The sequence below is a fragment of the Enterococcus sp. DIV1444a genome, assembly GCF_051712125.1.
GTDB lineage: Bacteria > Bacillota > Bacilli > Lactobacillales > Enterococcaceae > Enterococcus > Enterococcus faecalis.
Window position 1 is genome coordinate 48,063 of record NZ_JBIOOG010000002.1, and the last position, 17,509, is coordinate 65,571.

18 protein-coding genes, 2 pseudogenes and 1 riboswitch are annotated in these 17,509 nt (G+C 32.7%); of the genes and pseudogenes, 9 read left to right on the plus strand and 11 right to left on the minus strand.

The window, feature by feature from the left end; genetic code table 11:
* Nucleotides 1–550: 550 nt before the first annotated feature.
* On the plus strand, nt 551–1,471 hold the full coding sequence (locus IGI87_RS13785) for a helix-turn-helix domain-containing protein (RefSeq protein WP_174126088.1): 921 nt from the start codon (nt 551–553) through the stop codon (nt 1,469–1,471).
* 44 nt (nt 1,472–1,515) lie between these two features.
* Here IGI87_RS13785 and IGI87_RS13790 read toward each other — a convergent pair whose 3' ends face one another.
* The 3 genes from IGI87_RS13790 to IGI87_RS13800 form a co-directional block, all read right to left on the minus strand.
* Nucleotides 1,516–2,676, minus strand: a complete 1,161-nt coding sequence (locus IGI87_RS13790; RefSeq protein ID WP_174126087.1) for a TraB family protein — start codon at nt 2,674–2,676, stop codon at nt 1,516–1,518.
* Nucleotide 2,677: 1 nt separating this feature from the next.
* Nucleotides 2,678–4,312, minus strand: coding sequence for a peptide pheromone-binding protein TraC (gene traC / locus IGI87_RS13795; RefSeq protein WP_174126086.1), 1,635 nt, complete (start codon nt 4,310–4,312; stop codon nt 2,678–2,680).
* A 159-nt stretch (nt 4,313–4,471) separates the two neighbouring features.
* On the minus strand, nt 4,472–5,977 hold the full coding sequence (locus IGI87_RS13800) for a primase C-terminal domain-containing protein (protein ID WP_174126085.1): 1,506 nt from the start codon (nt 5,975–5,977) through the stop codon (nt 4,472–4,474).
* Between the two features lie 736 nt (nt 5,978–6,713).
* On the opposite strand from IGI87_RS13800, the gene IGI87_RS13805 reads away from it, so the two are divergent.
* Together IGI87_RS13805 and IGI87_RS13810 are read left to right on the plus strand one after the other, a co-directional pair.
* The gene (locus IGI87_RS13805) at nt 6,714–7,535 is read left to right on the plus strand and encodes a ParA family protein (protein WP_002365892.1); all 822 of its coding nucleotides are present in this window, start codon (nt 6,714–6,716) and stop codon (nt 7,533–7,535) included.
* A gap of 3 nt (nt 7,536–7,538) precedes the next feature.
* The gene (locus IGI87_RS13810; protein WP_174126084.1) at nt 7,539–7,952 is read left to right on the plus strand and encodes a hypothetical protein; all 414 of its coding nucleotides are present in this window, start codon (nt 7,539–7,541) and stop codon (nt 7,950–7,952) included.
* Nucleotides 7,953–8,028: 76 nt separating this feature from the next.
* Here IGI87_RS13810 and IGI87_RS13815 read toward each other — a convergent pair whose 3' ends face one another.
* From IGI87_RS13815 to IGI87_RS13830, 4 genes are all read right to left on the minus strand, one after another.
* Nucleotides 8,029–8,259 carry a hypothetical protein gene (locus tag IGI87_RS13815; RefSeq protein WP_042898632.1) on the minus strand — a complete coding sequence of 77 codons (231 nt, stop codon included), beginning with the start codon at nt 8,257–8,259 and terminating at the stop codon, nt 8,029–8,031.
* Nucleotides 8,207–8,713 carry a hypothetical protein gene (locus IGI87_RS13820; RefSeq protein ID WP_174126083.1) on the minus strand — a complete coding sequence of 169 codons (507 nt, stop codon included), beginning with the start codon at nt 8,711–8,713 and terminating at the stop codon, nt 8,207–8,209. The genes IGI87_RS13815 and IGI87_RS13820 overlap by 53 nt, the downstream gene beginning before the upstream one ends.
* Nucleotides 8,714–8,716: 3 nt before the next feature.
* Nucleotides 8,717–10,033 carry a Y-family DNA polymerase gene (locus tag IGI87_RS13825; protein ID WP_174126082.1) on the minus strand — a complete coding sequence of 439 codons (1,317 nt, stop codon included), beginning with the start codon at nt 10,031–10,033 and terminating at the stop codon, nt 8,717–8,719.
* 115 nt (nt 10,034–10,148) lie between these two features.
* On the minus strand, nt 10,149–10,400 hold the full coding sequence (locus IGI87_RS13830) for a hypothetical protein (RefSeq protein WP_105223231.1): 252 nt from the start codon (nt 10,398–10,400) through the stop codon (nt 10,149–10,151).
* Nucleotides 10,401–10,492: 92 nt separating this feature from the next.
* Here IGI87_RS13830 and IGI87_RS13835 point away from each other — a divergent pair, with 92 nt between their 5' ends.
* Nucleotides 10,493–10,621, plus strand: a complete 129-nt coding sequence (locus tag IGI87_RS13835; protein ID WP_258077569.1) for a hypothetical protein — start codon at nt 10,493–10,495, stop codon at nt 10,619–10,621.
* Between the two features lie 115 nt (nt 10,622–10,736).
* Here the strand turns inward: IGI87_RS13835 and IGI87_RS13840 are convergent, their stop codons facing one another.
* The 4 genes and pseudogenes from IGI87_RS13840 to IGI87_RS13855 form a co-directional block, all read right to left on the minus strand.
* Nucleotides 10,737–11,087, minus strand: a complete 351-nt coding sequence (locus IGI87_RS13840) for an SH3 domain-containing protein (protein WP_174126081.1) — start codon at nt 11,085–11,087, stop codon at nt 10,737–10,739.
* 67 nt (nt 11,088–11,154) lie between these two features.
* Nucleotides 11,155–11,364, minus strand: coding sequence for a hypothetical protein (locus IGI87_RS13845; protein WP_002358191.1), 210 nt, complete (start codon nt 11,362–11,364; stop codon nt 11,155–11,157).
* Between the two features lie 324 nt (nt 11,365–11,688).
* Complete coding sequence (locus IGI87_RS13850; protein ID WP_256213937.1) at nt 11,689–11,823, minus strand: hypothetical protein; 135 nt, start codon at nt 11,821–11,823, stop codon at nt 11,689–11,691.
* 188 nt (nt 11,824–12,011) lie between these two features.
* Nucleotides 12,012–12,086 (minus strand): annotated as a pseudogene (locus tag IGI87_RS13855) (recombinase family protein); the annotation flags it as partial.
* A 359-nt stretch (nt 12,087–12,445) separates the two neighbouring features.
* On the opposite strand from IGI87_RS13855, the gene IGI87_RS13860 reads away from it, so the two are divergent.
* From IGI87_RS13860 to ribH, 5 genes and pseudogenes are all read left to right on the plus strand, one after another.
* Nucleotides 12,446–12,787, plus strand: coding sequence for an iron-sulfur cluster biosynthesis family protein (locus IGI87_RS13860; RefSeq protein ID WP_174126079.1), 342 nt, complete (start codon nt 12,446–12,448; stop codon nt 12,785–12,787).
* Between the two features lie 112 nt (nt 12,788–12,899).
* A complete protein-coding gene (locus tag IGI87_RS13865; RefSeq protein WP_174126078.1) occupies nt 12,900–13,706 on the plus strand; it encodes a manganese catalase family protein in 807 nt (268 codons plus the stop codon).
* Nucleotides 13,707–14,141: 435 nt separating this feature from the next.
* Nucleotides 14,142–14,277: riboswitch (FMN riboswitch) on the plus strand.
* A 117-nt stretch (nt 14,278–14,394) separates the two neighbouring features.
* Nucleotides 14,395–15,453, plus strand: coding sequence for a bifunctional diaminohydroxyphosphoribosylaminopyrimidine deaminase/5-amino-6-(5-phosphoribosylamino)uracil reductase RibD (gene ribD / locus IGI87_RS13870; protein ID WP_437435082.1), 1,059 nt, complete (start codon nt 14,395–14,397; stop codon nt 15,451–15,453).
* A 107-nt stretch (nt 15,454–15,560) separates the two neighbouring features.
* Nucleotides 15,561–16,742 (plus strand): annotated as a pseudogene (gene ribA / locus IGI87_RS13875) (GTP cyclohydrolase II).
* A 15-nt stretch (nt 16,743–16,757) separates the two neighbouring features.
* Nucleotides 16,758–17,228, plus strand: a complete 471-nt coding sequence (ribH, locus tag IGI87_RS13880) for a 6,7-dimethyl-8-ribityllumazine synthase (RefSeq protein ID WP_173962200.1) — start codon at nt 16,758–16,760, stop codon at nt 17,226–17,228.
* Nucleotides 17,229–17,509: the final 281 nt, after the last annotated feature.

A 17,509-nucleotide genomic window follows, 5' to 3' on the forward strand; every position in this document is an offset into this window, starting at 1 on the left:
TTACTTAAACTATAAAATAGATTTCAATGAATTTTTTTGAAATTAAAGTTACACATTTGTTTCAAAAAATCCATAAAAATCACTAAAAATCAAACAAAAGTCGTTTTCTTTTTAGGCAAAAATTGCTATAATACAATTTGTTGTAACATTAGTTGCAACAAAAAGAACCTTACAGTTCATGCCTGCTAGAGCATATGAATTGTTTTGCTTCCCTCTAGGGTTGGTAGCCCTATGGAAGAGGTTCTTATTTTGTTATCTTTGAGTGCGTGAATTACGCCATCAAAGAAATTGTTAACACACTGATAATACTAAGGATAGATAATATTTTTTGCTTTCTCATAAATATACTTCCTCCTCTAAAAAAATTATAGAACAAATTTGAATATTTTTCAACACTTTTTTTCGATAAAAATCTTCACGAAGAAAAAACAATGGTTTAAAGAACCAATATAAGGCATTAAATTTATGCTGCTTTTCACCTGTTTTTTTCATTGTCTTACTAAAATATGTTTTTTAAGGCTAAAAAATATGCTACAAAAGGAGTTTTTTTATGTTTGATACAAAAAAGATTATTGAAATCAGACAAGAGTTAGGATTTTCCCAAAAAGATTTTTACGAAAACATAATGTCAAAAGGTAGTTATCAAAGATTCGAAAGAAATGAAAAAGATTTATCAATTAAACAATTGGAACAGATTTGTGAAAAAATAGCTATGAGACCAGAAGAATTATTTTATCGCTCCAATGTCACCCAATTAGACTCATTACCATTTTGGAAAGAAAAACTTAATCTACCTACTGTTCTATCTTCTAAAAATAACTTTTTAGAAAAGTTAAAGGAAGTAGAGTACAAAAAAAATAATAGTTACGGTCACTATTGCTTATACATTACAATGATAGCCTTAGGAATACAATCAAGTTACATCGATAATGATTATTTCACAAAGAAAGACCTTCGTTCACTAAAAAATATGTATAAAAAACGTCAGGTATTTTACTCATTTGATTATGAGTTGGTAAGCAACATCGTTTTTTTTATAGAACCAAAAGAAATAGCATTTTTATTAGAAAAACTGTTTCCTGTAGAAGAAACTAACGGTGTTACTTTTGATTTTTGTGTTCAACAATCTATTAAAAATTTAATTTCAAAATTTCAAGACCAAAAAGATTATGAATCCGCATCAAAATACATAGATATTTTTAAATCATTAAGAGAAATACCTATGTTTAATATCGATCTGTCTTTAAATCTAGAAATAGTTTATTTAGAACAACTTACAAAATTTCTTCAAACTAGAGACATTACTATTTTTTTAGAAGCAGTACAAACAGTAAAAATGTTTAAACAACTTGGATATAATAAAACTTATGAGAGTCTTGATAATGAACTTAAAGCAATTTCTCAAAGAGAAAACTTTGTATATCCTGACAAGAACCTTTATGCAATACAACCATACTCAAACAATCTTTAAAAAACATAAAAGTTACTCCGTTTTTGGAGTAACTTTTATGTTTTTTAAATTAAAGTTTTTAAAATCCCCAGTCCGCCAATGATATTCCCTAAAGCCCCACCTATATTTGCAAGTAAAAATACTAAACCAATTTTTATCAATCGATTTCTATAAATAGATTTAATTGATAACACATCATCTTGTACAGTTAAAAAATCTTTTACGGTCGGCTTTTTCACAGTTGCTTCAGTTAGAGCTGCGAATACACCAACTGATAGAACTGGAGACAATGCTCCAACAGGTGCCATTATTAAAGAAGTCAATACAGTTAAAGGATTAGGAAGAGCAAAACAAGTAAATAAAGCTGCTAGACCACCATTCCAAATAATCCATTTAAAAATTTGTGAAAAGCCTACTTCTATTCCTGAAAAGAAAGAAAGTCCTACAAGTAAAAGTATAGACATTGGGAAAATACATTCAATAATTTTGCTACTAAACTTTTTAGAAGGTACATTAGTTAATTCATCTAAAGAGAAAGTCCTCTTTTTTTCTAGTTTATCAACAATACCTTTGACATGAGCTTTTCCAACAATAACAACATTAACGCTGTATTGACTGTCTAATAATTTAGTTGCCATAACTTTGTCCCTTTCAGTTATAATATCATTAAATATTGTAGGAAATTTTTTGGAAAGCTCAATGAATACATTATCAAAACTATCGGATTCCAAAAAATCTTCTAATTTGTCGGCTTCAATATCTTCAATCTCAGAAAAAAATGTCATAATTAATTTTGGCTTTTGCCAAAACCCTAGGTGTCTCCACATTCTTTTAAAAGTCACTTGTATGTCCCTATCAATCAATTGAATATCAGCGCCAACGTCTTTAGCACTCTTTATAGCTTGAATTAATTCTCCTGCCTGTGTAGTACCTTTTTCCTTAGCTAGTTTTCTTTGTAGCGCTCCATAAATAATATTGGAAAACAATACTACTAGTTTGTTTTCTTTAATTACCTTAACAATATCCGTTTTTGCCCATTTATCTGGGTTAGTATACTTTTGATATCGCTTGTCATCTAACTCAATACAAACACATTCTGGCTTAACTTCATCTATAACATTTTTAACAAGTTTTGCACTTTCTTCCGAAATATGATTTGTCCCGACAAGATAATATGTTCTACCTTGAATAATTAATTTTTCTACTCCATCCATAGCAATCCCCATTCTATTGAATCTTCATTTTTTTATAATCATATTTTGCTCCAACCGAATGGATGGATACGTTTTTAATTGCTTCTTTTTGTAATTTAGCATTCCCTACCTGAAGGATTGGCACTACCCCCATATCATCAATTAATATTTTTTCTGCTTTTTTCAATTCTTGCCAACGTTTAGAAGAAGTATCATGAAGTAATTCATCATAATTTTTATTCGAATATCCGCCGTGATTCAACGGACTATTTGTTTCAAAATTTGCTAAAAAGCTAATAGGGTCTGCATAATCAGCCTGCCATCCGCTTAAACTCAAAGTAAAATTCTTTTTTGTTAATCGCTCTATAAAGGTATTAGCAGGAATTGGTGTTACAGTAACCTTCAATCCTTCTAAATTATCTTGCAACTGTCCTTGCAGAAATTCTCCTGCCTTTTGTTCAAACTCTCCATCACTTACAAGTAAATCTAAAGAAGTATTTTTATATAAATCAATTTCTTTTTTAGCCCTATCCCAATACTCTTCTGCTTGTTTTTTGTTAAATTCCACTAATTTTTCATTAGCAAAATCTTTTTTATTTACTGGATTAAAAGCCATTTCTTTTGGTACTACGCCAACAGAAGCAATGGACCCATTATCTAGTAATTTTTTAACTAGACCTTCCCGATCGATAGCATAGCTAATCGCTTTTCGGGCATTTTTGTTTTGTAAAAGTTTATTTTCACCAGTTTGGTTCATTTCTAAAAACATTGTATTGGCCATTAATGTTGTCGAATATTCTTTATTTTTTTTAAATTGTTTTGAATATTCCCCAGCCAAAGGTGCATCATCTAATTGTCCATCATTATACAAATTTATTCCTGTATTAATTTCTTTAACGACTTGGAAGTTAATTTTATCCATAGAAACATTTTTTTGATCCCAGTACTCTTTATTTTTAGAAATCGTCCACTTATCAGAAGTGCCTACTCCCTCTAAATTTGTTAAGTTAAATGCTCCATTTGTTACAATTGCTTTTTGAGAAGACCCATAGCCTTTCCCATACTCTTTAATAGATTTCTTCTGTACTGGATAGTAAGCAGTTAAGGATAACAGATCAGTAAAATAAGGTGTTGGTTCAACTAATTCAATTTCTAATGTCTTCTCACCATTACTTTTCACCGCTAAATTATCTTTGGCTTGTTTTCCTGAAGCAATTTCTTTGGCATTTTTTATAGCGGAAAACAGTTCCACATTGGGAGAAGCTGTTTTAGGATCTACAACTCTTTGCCACGCAGTCACAAAATCACTAGCAGTTATTTGTGTACCATCAGACCACTTAGCGCCATCTCTAATCATAATGGTATATGTTTTGCCATTATTCGATACTTTTGGTTGACAAGCTGCAATTGCTGGTTGCGGTTGATTTTTTTCATCTAATCGATACAACCCTTCCATCACATTGGCCAATAAAGTTATACTCGTTTGATCTACAGCAGTCGCTGGGTCTAAACTTTGGACAGGTGTCCCTGCAGTTAAAGTAGCTACCTGTTCTACTTTTTTTTTGATTACATCTTGTGAATCTTTTGTAGCAGTATTTGTACCACAACTAGCTAATACTAAAGGTAATAACCCAATACCTAAAAAACAAAACTTTTTATACTTCTTCATGTGTCTAACCCTCCGTTGTTAAAAGTTACTAACCAATTGATAAGGCTTGTACAAAATAATTTTAACAAATAACTAAACAAAATAATACAAAAATTAGAATAATATATAGGGGGAAAGTATAAAAGAAATATAATGTGTTGGCAGTTGACATGTTTAAATTTATCCAGTATTCCATAGTTTTAATTGCTGGTATTCCATAATTCTTTGGCTGTATTTATCAGTTTGTTCAACCAGTCTTACTAATATATCGGCTTCTTTAAAAAATGTCTTAATACCCTGTTTATAAGCTGATTTCACTTGCTGTTTTACTTGAATAACTGTACGAATTAATGCTTTACGAGTAGCAACTACTAAGCCCCCTCCTCGGCCGGCTTTTACTTGTACAAATAATTTACCTTCTGATATTAATTCTTTTAATGCACGATCAAGTGATCGTTTCGGGATTGATTGGCCGTTAAAAGTAATTGCTGCTTGTAAATCTGTTTTAGTTAAACTTACTTCGGGCCGATATCTATAACATTGTGTTTCTAAGTAAGCTAAAATATCTTCTTTCCATTCAGATAAGTGTGATTGTTTTCTTTCATGACGTTCTTTTTTAAACTTATACCAATTATTTCTTTGTTGGGTAAAAATTGTTTCTTCAGAGAGTGATTCTAAGCTCCAGTTTGATACTAGTTCTTGCACATATGCTTTACTTGCGCCTTCATATTTACCTGAATACGCACTCTTAACAATTCTCTTTACTTCTCCAACTGTTAATGGGTAATTCAAAGAGCTGTTGAATACATCCATGTCATCAAAACAGCGTTCTTGTTCAATTTTTGACGCATAGTAAGCCAAAGATAAAGTAAAAATTACATTGTTTCGTCCTAGTTTTCCTTTAGTACCGACGACTTGCGGATTATCAATTAAAACTTTAACCCACTGCTCTTTGATCTGATTCATCTTTACAGCAACAACATTAAGATTTGGTTTTTTGTATGTTCTTTTTGGCTCAAACTTCATAGACCATTGAATTAGTTTTTGCATATCATGAGTTAGAGCTGGGTAGTAATAGACTACATTGTCTGTTCTAGGAATACGTGCAATGCCAAAATGGTTGCATCCTAAATCGACTGAAGGTAATACTTCAGCAAATGCTTTTCTTAAATTTTCGGATACTCTTTTTGCCACTTCGATTGACTGATAATTTCTTTTTGATGAAATATACCAGGCATTTTCAAGAATGAAATACGCTTGAAATCCCGCTGGAGTTTCTAAAATTAGCGTTGGCATTAGTTCCAGATCAATTGCAGCATCGAGAATCATTTGAGAATCTAATTTTTCACCTGGTGAGCGATCAAAATCGATTACAAAAGTGTTGATTTGTTGCAAGTTTCTTTCGTTGTGGCCTTTAACAATAGTTCTATTATCATCAGCATATGCACCATAACTATAAACATTAGGGGTCCAATGAGTAAATTTATCTTCATTTTCAGCTAAGGCTTCTTGAGAAGTAAGAACGATTCCACGAGAGTCCGTCATTAACTCCTTTGATCTAAACCCAAAAATAGCACCTTTTTTCCCTTCAGCTTTATAGCCGATTGGTTTAATTTTGCTGTTTAAATACTTGTATTCACGAATGCCACTTTTTAAAATAACTGAAATAACGTCAGAAACTTTCATCTTCTCACCGCCTTACTTGAATTTTTATATACAAAAAGAGAGTAGCAGTACGCCAGTACCACCACTCTCTTGAAACATCGTTTTTTCTCTTTATTATCAGTTAAATTACACACTGAAATATGCTTGAAAACGTTGATATATCGCTCATCCTATGGTATAATTGCCAAGAAAAGAGAGGGCTAACTCTCTAATTCTACAAATATACTGATAAACTAGTAGTGGTAGTTTATCATCGAGGGACGCAAAAGAATTGAAAATGGGTGTACATTTTTGATTCTGTAACTTATTTGATTTGGCGATCAAGTAAGTTACCGTCTCTATTTTTTTATCTTAATATTTATAAATTCAATACTCTTAAAAAATACCGTACATAATTAAATTTGTAAATCATTATTTTTTATTTTCTTTAGCAATAGTATACCAGTATACTCCAAAATATGATTGTAAGTATACTGGTATACTATTGCTTTTATCATGATAGTATACCAGTATACTTAAACTTTTATTCAAAGGTATACCAGTATACTTTAGAAATATTGCTTGTTAAAAGGTTCGCTTAAGAAAAGTATACCAGTATACTAGTATACTTTTCTTCCAGTATACTTAGCTTTAGTATCTTGGTATACCAGTATACTTTTACTCCAGTATACTTTTGAAATAATTTTTATTGACAATTAAAAATGGCGGTGGTATACTTTTTTTAAGTTATCAAAAGTATACTAAGGAGGAGTTATCAATGGGAAAAGTATATGTTATTGGAAATTTTAAAGGCGGGGTTGGTAAAACTAAAACAGTAACCATGCTTGCATATGAAAGTGCACTACACTTAGGACGAAAAACATTAGTAATTGATTTAGACCCTCAAGGAAACGCTACTAGAGTATTAGCTAAGACGGGAGATTTAGACGAAATCACTTATACTGTTACTGAAGCTTTTCAAGAAGGTAGTCTTGAACCAGCAATCACCAATATCTCAGAAAACCTTGATCTCATTCCAGCTAACACTGCATTTAGAAATCTCACCAAAATTTTAATGACAAAATTTCCGTCTAACGAATTTGACCAAATAAATTACTTGAATACATTATTAAAACCCCTTAAAGAGAAATATGACGCAATTTATATTGACGTTCCACCAACTATTTCAGATTTTAGTGATAATGCAATGCTTGCAGCAGATTACTGTATTATTGTTCTTCAAACGCAAGAGTTATCTTTAGACGGTGCTCAAACATATATCGCTTATATGCAATACTTAGCTGACACATACGATAATGATTTACAGGTCTTAGGTATAATTCCTTGTATGTTGCGTCCTGGGGGTAGGGTAGACAATAAAGTATTAGAACAAGCAAAAGAATTATATGGAGGAAATGTATTAAACACTGTTGTAAAATATCAAGAACGTTTAAAAGTCTACGATGTTGAGGGAATTAAAATTAGTCATAATTACACAGGTAAAGCAGACGGTTGGGACGTTAAAGCGCATAAGGTATTTATTGACGTATTAAATGAATTAGATCAACATCAACTAGTACTAGAAGAATTGGAGGGATAAAGTATGAGTAATAGTTTCGAACCTATTATCAAAACTAAGAAGAAAAAATCTTCTTTAGAAGAAAAACATGTAAGTGTTAAAGGTAATGATAATTTTTCAAGAGATACTGCAAATAATTTTGCTACAAAACCTACATCAGTATCTAAAAAAACAAGCACAGATAATAGTGATGTTAAGCCTTCTACAGAAGATCGACGATATAAAGCTACTATGACTCAAAAAATATCTCCTTCAGTCAATCTTAAAATAAACACTTTAAAACCCTTTCTTGGTGATTTAGAAAACATGCCCAAAGCCACAGTAAATGATATTTTGAACCTCTTGCTAGATAATTATGTAAACACAAAATTTTCTACTCGACAACAAGAAGCATTCAATTCTATGTATAACACACAAATTGAACTTTTAAAGAAGTAGTAAGTTTAACTTAAGTATACCAGTATACTGGTATACCTAAAAAAAGAGAGTATATTAAATACTCTCTTTTTTTATATTATAATTTATGATTCCGCATTATAGAATTCTTCTTAATCGTGTATATTCGTTTACATAACGAGCATTTATACTTGTCTAAATCACTCGACACTCTACTTGCAAGACAGCCACACGAGCACTGCACATAGGCAATACTAGTTGTAGTAGTATCTTCTTTGATTAGTTTACCTTGGTAATCATATGTTTTCATAAAAATCTCCATCGCTGTAATAGTCGTTAATGAAATCATCAATTGTTTTACTTTCTTCTTCGGTTAATTCTGAAAATTCTACGCCTATAAAAGGCTCTTCTACAGTTTCTACTGCAGACCATTTCAAAAAGTTATGAATTTTAATGTGCCTTATGTCGTAGAAATCGATTTGAAAATCACCAATTAAAACAACATCAAACTCAGCCATTCCACGGAAAACACCAAAAACATGCGGTTTTACACGATCATATTCATCCAATGAGTTCAACTGGATTTCAAGCACTTTATTTTGTTTAATTGAGCGATCTAATAAGTATTCTATTTTAAATTGAGATTGTTGTGGAAGCCTTTCAATCTCTCGTGCATTGAATTCATTAGTTTCTTTGATTGCTGCTTGCAACTCTCCTAAAGGGAAAGCAGTTGGCCACTTCAAATCAAAAGGGCGGTCTATATAATCGTTATAAGGTGTAAATTCCTTTTTAGTTTTCTTCATTTGTTAACCTCCAAGACCGACGTTTCCACCTGCATGACCACCAACTAATCCGGCTCGATTCACAGCTGTTGCTCCATCTAAAAGAGAAGAAGCATGTATCAATGCTTTAAAGCCAAATTTTTGACGTATTTTATCAATCAAATAATCCAACTGATTATCTACAATTTGTTCTTCAGGAACAGAAAAGAGATCTAACTGAAGGGTAGTATCCCAAACCAGCTTTCCAAAGGAGACGCCTAAATAACGAATGTCTATTCCAGGAACATAGTTTTCTCGAAAAAGCTTTAAAACATGTTCAGTTAACACTTTTGTGTTGTTGCTACGAGCGATTTTAAGCTGTTTTCGCCAACCAGACCTGCCCAGTCCATCAACTTGTCCTTTAGAATAACCAACAAAAATTGAAATACATTCAGTTTGACAGTTTGAATATCTCAACCTGGTTGCTACCTGGTCTGAAAGTTCCTTCAGCACTAATTCAATTTGATCCTTTCGAGCATAGTCTCTAGGTAATACTTGACTATTACCGAATGATTTTTCTTTGGCCACCTGGCTTTTTTCTCCTAAAAAACTACGATCAATGCCCCAAGCATGTGCGAACAGTTGTAATCCCATGACTCCAAAGCGGTGTTTTAATAGATAAGGATCTGCTTGTGCTAAATCATAAATCGACTCAATTCCTGACATCTTTAAACGAGCAGCCATACGCTTGCCAATCCCGCAAAATTCAGTGATAGGGGAGATAGACCAAACTTTTTCTTGTACATCTTCATATCTCCATTCTGCAACAAAACCTGTTGTATTTTTTGCTTCGTTATCTAGGGCCAGCTTGGCTAACAATGGGTTATCTCCAATGCCAATTGTAACGTATAATCCCATATGGTTATAAATAACACGTTGAATAATTTTGGCCAATCGATAAGCAGTATCACATTTGAAATACTTCAGAGAAGCAGTTATATCAATGAAGCTTTCATCCACACTAAAAACAGAATGATCTTCATCTGCAACAAAACGTTTGAGCAGATTATTAATTTCACTATTTCTTTTCATGTATAAATTCATTCTTGGTGGAACAATAATCAAATCTGGGTGATCAGGCACTTCATCTTTACGAGTCACATTAGAAATTCCCAGGACTTTTTTTGCCATTGGCGAAGCAGCAAGTACAAGTCCGCCTGCATTATCCGCACCACTCATTACTATAAGCATTGTTTTGAGGGGATCTAAGCCACGTTCTACACATTCTACGCTCGCGTAAAAGGATTTTACATCGATACATAAAACATCTCTCCGGGGTTCTTTGGAATAATCAAATTTCATGCAAAAAACCGTCCTTTCGAGTTACATTATACGAACTAACGTTCTGTTTTGCAACAACAAAATTTCAGTTTTCCGAATTATTTTAAATTTAAAGTAGCTCAAAAATCTACAGTCATTATTTTTTTAGTTTGTGTTTAACGCGCAAGTAGATATCAACCAGCCAGTAAATAATTGTAATTAATACTATTACTTTTAGAAAGTTCACCATGAATACTAGATTGAATGCGTATTTTAACCACAAAAGCCATAATATAATCGCGATAACTACTTTTCCAAAGGTATTCAATTTCCTAACCAATAACCAATGTAAAAAATCTTCTCCTTTGTTTTTAGTAGCTCTATATTCTTCTAGAATATTTTTTTTCATGTTTAAACCTCCTTTTTTCTCATCTTATATTAACATATATATAATTACATGTTAATATAAATATAATGAAAAAGAAAGGAGGTAGTTTTCTTATGAAAAAATTAGCACTAGGTTCATTGCTTTTAGTTGCTCTAGGTGTTATCGGGACATCTTTTGCTTTAACTACTGAAGCAAAACAAGAGGCTGGATATGGACATCCTCTTATTGATCACAAAATTTAGGCAAAAAAAAGACATCCCTTTTATTACTGCTAAAAGGAATGTCTTTTTTGTTCTCTAATGATTTCTTATTTTTTTAAGTACATATTACTTTTTCAGTCTTTTTGACAGCCCCTAATCAGGCACCTTTTAAATACTGGCTATCAACGTAACCAGTTATACGTTTTCCTCGATTATCAATTCCACTAACTTGCATCCAATAGATCCCACCTACTTTTTTTGAAAAGAAAGACCCATTTAAAATCGTACCTTTAGGAAATACACCTACAATTTTAGATTTAGTACTCATGCTTGAGCGACAATTCAAGGCAGCAGTTGTTTTCACTCTATATTCACCATGACGTGTAGAAAGAGTAACTACATTTTCTTTTATATCTTCAAAAGAAGTAGCACTTACCGGTGTAGAATTAGATATAGTTGCTGTGGCTAAAATTCCAAGAAACAAAAAAGTAAATACTATTTTTTTCATGAAATCCCCTCCCGTTATTAATTTTTAATCAGTAGTTGTTTTAGGCTTTGTGGCAGCATCACTACATTTATTTCTTTTTACTTTTTTTGATTTGTATTTCTGTTATTCTTTTATCCTGTTTCATATTTCCAGCGAAAAAAGCCATCCCTACTACCCCTGAAGATAAAACAAATTCTAAAGCTGACCAATGAAAAGAAACCGTCAATATTAAGACAAGAAAAAAAGCAATTCCTAAAATAGCGTCTTTTGTTCCAAAATTCAAGTAACCAAAATTCATTAAGCACCTCTCCTCCCTTTATTCCCCTTGGACTTACAATAGGATATTTTAAACCAGCTATAAGAAATTCAATTTTCTGACAATTATAATTCCTTAAAAATAGGCACTACTGTCCTTGTTTTCTGCCTATGCCGATACTCCTTTTTGCAAAGACTACATCTAAAAATTTGCCTATCCGTATTATTTTTGCGTATTGCTAAATGTCCACAATCACATTGTACATAGTAGACTGGACAACATTTTTCTTTATCTAAATTTATTTCTTTACCAAAAAAATCATATACCCTTCGTTTCATTTAAACTCCCCGCTATTATAGTATTTCTTTAATCATTAAAAGCAAAAGTAAGAAAAGACAAACCTAAAACGCCAAACATAATTTGTTTTTCTGTAAAAGCCAATACTAAGAAAGAACAAGCGATTACTATCCATGACCATTCTTTTACTTGAAATTTTTTCATCTTTTCACCTTCCCATAAACCCATCACAAATCTATTGATGGCAGTAGTATTTTAATGTTTCTTCTTAATTATTATACCATATATACCCCACAACGCTAATAACGTTCATACATACTAGTAAACTCTTTAGAACCACTCCTCCCAATCATCTTTTCTACTTCAAGCATGCTATTTGTTTCCATTAATTATAGTGCGTGTTTGTATTTATAGTTTAACACTCTTTTGGGACGTCCTTCTAGATAGTTTTTAGTGTTTGCTCTATACCTCAGACAAGTTTCTATAGAATGAAAAACATTGAAGAGACATTCTTTACACTCGATTTTTTCGTCATCCGTACATTTGATATAATTTTCTATGTTATATAATTTAAGTGTTTACATTCCAATTTCTTACTTTTTCTTTAAAGAGTAGAAACAAAATATTTGTTGTCTTCTCTACTTCATACGTGCTACTTGCTTCCATATTATATTAATTTTAGTCATGATATTAGCCCAAATTAAGCTATTCTTATAAAAAAGAATCAGTGTCTAAAATCATGTAAACTTTTTACACAAAGCAAAACTTTTTTTTTAAAATGATTTTTGTATTAAAATAAAAGCAAGAAAAGGAGGGAAATCTTGTTATGAAACTTACCATATCTGATACAGCTAAAAAGTATTTAGCTGAAAAAGTTCCCCATAATACTTTTATTTTAGCTCTTAATGACGGTTCTAATCAATTTTCTAATGTTGGCGGGTCGTGCGCTGTAGGTGATAAATTTCAGATTATTTCTACGGATAATTCAGTAAGTGGATATTCAATTGTTTTGTCTAACCCTACATTTACCGTTCATATATCTAACGCTGAGAAAACTTTTTTGGGCAACGATATTAAAATTGATTTTAATCCTAGAACTTACTCTCTAGTTTTAAAAAATGAGAGTGGAATTTTAGATTCGAATGTCTTTTTTAATACTAATAATTAGTTTTTTCTAAGTCCTAAATATAAAGATAATTTTTCTCGATTTTTTTCATAGATTACTTAAATAGTCAATTGTATGTCGCTACTGTCATAGTAAAGAAAGAAGGATATGAGAGTTGTTTATTCATACTAGAAAATTACAATACAATGCTAAACCTGATCGACCAGACCCAATTATGGCCAGAAAGTTACAAGAGGCACTTGGAGGACAATGGGGAGAAATAACTGGAATGCTATCCTATTTAACTCAAGGTTGGGGATCATCTGGTAGCGAGAAGTATAAAGACTTACTATTAGATACTGGTACAGAAGAAATTGGACATGTTGAAATGATTTCAACTATGATTGCTTATTTATTAGAGGGGGCTCCAACGTCTATTACTGAAGAGGAAGCAAAAAAAGATCCTGCTTTAGCTGCTGTATTAGGAGGTATGGACCCTGAGCACGCAATAGTCCATGGATTGACAGCAGGTCTTACTAACCCTAATGGAGTAGCTTGGAATGCGGGGTATGCTACATCTAGTGGAAATTTAGTAGCTGATATGCGGTTTAATGTTGTCAGAGAATCACAAGCACGAACACAAGTTAGCAGGCTTTATCACATGACGGAAGATAAAGGTGTCCAAGATATGTTAAAGTTCTTGTTAGCTAGGGAGACTCAACATCAATTACAATTTATGAAAGCTCAAGAAGAGCTGGAAGAAAAATATGGAGTAGTTATTCCGGGTAATATGAAAGATATTGAGCACCAAGAGTTTTCACATACCATTATGAGTTTTTCTGATGGACAAGGATCACGTGCTTTTGAAGGTCAAATAGCGAAAGATGGCGAAAAGTTCACGTATCAAGAACATCCAGAGGCAATGGGAGAAGTACCTGTATTTAAACATACACATCCAAATCTTCATAATGATCAAGGATAGGTAGTTTTATTCAAAACTATCTATTACAAGACTACAATAAAAAAAGCCGAAAATGTTTCTATCTTTTCGGCTTTTTTTATTGCTTAGACTAATTCTCATATTTAAACTGGTAAATATTTCTTTCTAGAATACAATCACTTTTATGTAGACTTTCTTTTATCTAAACTAAATTTTACATTGTTGAAATTTTTTTAAGTATCATCATTTTATTTACGCATAAGATATATCTTAATAATGAACACATTATTTAATACGTTTATCACTAAGTCATAGTTGTTCTTTTGCTTTTTTGTCTATTTAAGTGTAGACAAAGAAAATTCTGTGCTATTGTTTTTCTTTATTGTATCAGGAAAAAAGAAAATAGCTACTAACAAATTATTTATGAAAAGTTGACAAGTTATTTTCTAACTTGTATTCTGTATATGTTAATTGAATAGATTTCTTCGGGGCAGGGTGTAATTCCCGACCGACGGTGACGAGTAATTACTTGAAGTCCGTGACCCGCATTTTTGCGGTTGATCCAGTGAAACTCTGGAACCGACAGTTAAAGTCTGGATGGGAGAAGAAGAGCTTAGTGGATATGATAGGAGGAGTGTGTCTTCTATTGTCATGTCTTCTTTAAGTCTGAATTTTTTACCAGCCCTGCGTATATACGTAGGGCTGTTTTGTTTGGAAAGGAGGAATTTTCTTGCATGAAGCGTTTATGGAACTGGCGATTAAGGAAGCGAAAATGGGAGAGGGGAGAACCTTTACTAATCCTTTAGTTGGTGCAGTAATTGTCAGTGGAAATGAAATTATCTCAAAAGGTGCACACCTGAAATATGGCCAAGCGCATGCTGAAATAAATGCAATTAATGCATGTAAGTCTCCCGAAAAACTACTCAATTCAACAATTTATGTAACCTTGGAACCTTGTGCTCATTATGGAAAGCAGCCACCCTGTACGCAGGCAATCATTGATTCAGGAATAAAATGTGTCGTAATCGGGCAGCTTGATCCTAATCCGATGGTTTCAGGAAAAGGAGTGGATAAGTTAAGAGAGCAAGGTGTTCATGTAATAATAGGTATACTTGAAAACAAGGTACGAGACTTAAATATACATTATAACCACTTTTTTGAGAAGCAACGTCCGTTTGTTTCTTTAAAGCAGGCAATGTCATTAGATGGAAAAATTTCTTTAAGGCAAAAACGAACAAATCTTACTCAAAAGCAGGCATTTGAAAGAGTTCATGAAGAAAGAGGAGATTATCAAGCAATTTTGGTAGGAAGTGAAACGATTTTTATTGATGATCCGCTACTTTTAACAACAAGAAAATCTCAATTTCCACCTGTTCGTATCGTATTGGATAGAAGAGGGAGAATTTTGGCTAATTCTAAGTTAAGTATTTTTAAAGAATCTAGTGTCCCAGTATTGATTTTTACTGAAAAAGTTGGACATGCAAATCAATTACCAAAGCATGTAGAGGTTCTCTCTTTAACCTCCGTTACGATTCAGAATGTTCTAAATGAACTATACAAAAGGAATATTCACTCTGTTTATGTTGAGGGGGGCTCAGTCATTCATGATGCTTTTTTAGCCAGTGATTACTGGGACGAGATAATTTGTTACGTAGCACCATTACTTCTTGGTGGAAATAGTCTTCCAAGTATGTCGAGTAATCGAGTAAGCAATTCCGGAACCCCATTGAAATTTGTGAATATCGAAAAATTAGGCAGTGATCTTAAGATTGTTGGAAGGAGAGCGTAATATGTTTACAGGTTTGATTCTAGAAAAAGGGAAAATTCTTCGAATAAAGCATATGGGTCAAACAATTAAGTATATCTAAGTCAATAGAATGGAAGGAGCTGAATTAGTTGAGTAGAAAAAATATTCAGGAAGCAATTGAATTTTTAAGAAAAGGCAAGTTGATTGTGGTAGCAGATGATGATGATCGAGAAGCAGAAGGTGATTTGGTTGGTGTAGCAAATTTAGTTTCACCTGAAAGTGTCAACTTTATGGTTACATTTGCGTGAGGCTTGATTTGTACTCCTGTTTCAAAACAAATAGCTGATCGTTTGAAACTTAGAGAAATGGTAAAAGAGAATACTGACAGCTTCGGAACCGCATTTACCGTTAGTGTAGATCACCAAGAGACATCAACGGGGATTTCAGCTTATGATCGAGCAAAAACGATTGAAATTTTGGCAAAAAATGAGAGTGTTTCGGAAGAATTTCATCGTCCCGGACACATTTTTCCACTAATTGGTAAAGAAGGCGGTGCTTTGGAACGAAGAGGGCATACGGAAGCAGCCATCGATTTAGCGAAACTTACAAATCAAAGTGAAGTAGCCTATATTTGTGAAATTTTAAATGAGGATGGAACAATGGCAAGAAGACCGCAATTAAAACAATTTGCCCAAAAACATAAGCTGCCTTTTATTACAGTGGAAGAATTAGTAACCTACCTAAACGCAGAAGAACCGTTAACAGTGAGCCTTCCTACTGCATTTGGCGAATTTGACCTGACTCTTTTTGAAGACCAACAAGCTAAGGAACATTTACTATTATCAAAAGGAGAGATTCGACAGTCTAAAGAGCCGTTGCTAGTTCGTGTGCATTCTGAATGTCTGACAGGTGATATTTTTGGCTCGCATCGTTGTGACTGTGGCGAACAATTGCATGAAGCAATGCGAATGATTGAGAAAAAGGGAAGAGGAGCCATTTTATATTTTCGCCAGGAAGGTCGTGGGATTGGTTTAAAAAATAAATTACATGCATATCAACTACAGGAACAAGGCATGGATACGTTTGATGCAAATTTGGCGCTTGGTTTTAAACCAGATGAAAGAGATTATCAGTTTGCAGCAGAAATACTGGATGCTTTGGGTGTAGAAAAAATTGACTTAATCACGAATAATCCTGAAAAAATAGAGCAATTAGAAGCTCTTGGAATAAGTATCAATCAACGGATACCTCTGGAAATTCCAGCAGTGAAAGAGAATGAAAACTATTTAAAAACAAAAAAACAAAAATTTCATCATTTACTAACTATTTAAGAGAGGAAGAAACATATGGCAACGTTTGAAGGGCAGCTTAATGGAAAAGATATGAAAGTGGGAATTGTAGTTGCACGATTCAATGAATTTATTAACGCAAAGCTATTGAGTGGAGCAATGGATAATCTATCTCGTCATGGCGTACTAGAAGAAAATGTTGATATTTATTGGGTACCCGGTGCATTTGAAATTCCTTTTATAACCCAAAAATTAGTTAAAAGTAAAAAGTATGATGGCTTAATTACCTTAGGAACCATCATCAGAGGAGCAACGACACACTATGAATTGGTCAGCAATGAAGTCGCAAAAGGAGTGGCTCATATTGGTCTGGAATCAAAAATTCCTGTAATGTTTGGTGTGTTAACAACTGAATCCATTGAACAGGCGATTGAGCGATCTGGAACAAAGGCAGGAAATAAGGGAGCAGACGTTGCTCAAGGACTAATTGAAATGGTTTCCTTGAATAAAAAAATAATAGAAAAATAGCTAGTATAATTGATAAAAATTGAAAATTTAAAATAGCGTAGTTTCCAAAAATTTTAGTTAGTTTAAGCTATCTTCAACTAAAGCAACTTTTCTGAGGAAAGTTGCTTTTATTACATAGGTTTTAACGATTACATTTTCTCAGATAACCATCTAAAATATTCATAATCGGTAACTATAATCATTTCTTTGAATTCCTGCTTTCTGTTAGGATTTACTCGGATAACGTCTTCAGCCAAATCTAATAATATCTTTTCAACCACTGAGTATCTTTCTCTCTATTT

Excerpts from the sequence above, each read along its gene's own strand:
- traC (WP_174126086.1), bottom strand. The coding sequence starts at position 4,312 with ATGAAGAAGTATAAAAAGTTTTGTTTTTTAGGTATTGGGTTATTACCT.
- IGI87_RS13840 (WP_174126081.1), bottom strand. The coding sequence starts at position 11,087 with ATGAAAAAAATAGTATTTACTTTTTTGTTTCTTGGAATTTTAGCCACA.
- IGI87_RS13845 (WP_002358191.1), bottom strand. The coding sequence starts at position 11,364 with ATGAATTTTGGTTACTTGAATTTTGGAACAAAAGACGCTATTTTAGGA.
- ribH (WP_173962200.1), top strand. The coding sequence starts at position 16,758 with ATGGCAACGTTTGAAGGGCAGCTTAATGGAAAAGATATGAAAGTGGGA.
- IGI87_RS13785 (WP_174126088.1), top strand. The coding sequence starts at position 551 with ATGTTTGATACAAAAAAGATTATTGAAATCAGACAAGAGTTAGGATTT.
- IGI87_RS13800 (WP_174126085.1), bottom strand. The coding sequence starts at position 5,977 with ATGAAAGTTTCTGACGTTATTTCAGTTATTTTAAAAAGTGGCATTCGT.
- IGI87_RS13860 (WP_174126079.1), top strand. The coding sequence starts at position 12,446 with ATGAAACTTACCATATCTGATACAGCTAAAAAGTATTTAGCTGAAAAA.
- IGI87_RS13810 (WP_174126084.1), top strand. The coding sequence starts at position 7,539 with ATGAGTAATAGTTTCGAACCTATTATCAAAACTAAGAAGAAAAAATCT.
- IGI87_RS13820 (WP_174126083.1), bottom strand. The coding sequence starts at position 8,713 with ATGAAGAAAACTAAAAAGGAATTTACACCTTATAACGATTATATAGAC.
- IGI87_RS13805 (WP_002365892.1), top strand. The coding sequence starts at position 6,714 with ATGGGAAAAGTATATGTTATTGGAAATTTTAAAGGCGGGGTTGGTAAA.
- IGI87_RS13850 (WP_256213937.1), bottom strand. The coding sequence starts at position 11,823 with ATGAAAAAATTTCAAGTAAAAGAATGGTCATGGATAGTAATCGCTTGT.
- IGI87_RS13835 (WP_258077569.1), top strand. The coding sequence starts at position 10,493 with ATGAAAAAATTAGCACTAGGTTCATTGCTTTTAGTTGCTCTAGGTGTT.
- IGI87_RS13825 (WP_174126082.1), bottom strand. The coding sequence starts at position 10,033 with ATGAAATTTGATTATTCCAAAGAACCCCGGAGAGATGTTTTATGTATC.
- IGI87_RS13815 (WP_042898632.1), bottom strand. The coding sequence starts at position 8,259 with ATGATTTCATTAACGACTATTACAGCGATGGAGATTTTTATGAAAACA.
- IGI87_RS13830 (WP_105223231.1), bottom strand. The coding sequence starts at position 10,400 with ATGAAAAAAAATATTCTAGAAGAATATAGAGCTACTAAAAACAAAGGA.
- IGI87_RS13790 (WP_174126087.1), bottom strand. The coding sequence starts at position 2,676 with ATGGGGATTGCTATGGATGGAGTAGAAAAATTAATTATTCAAGGTAGA.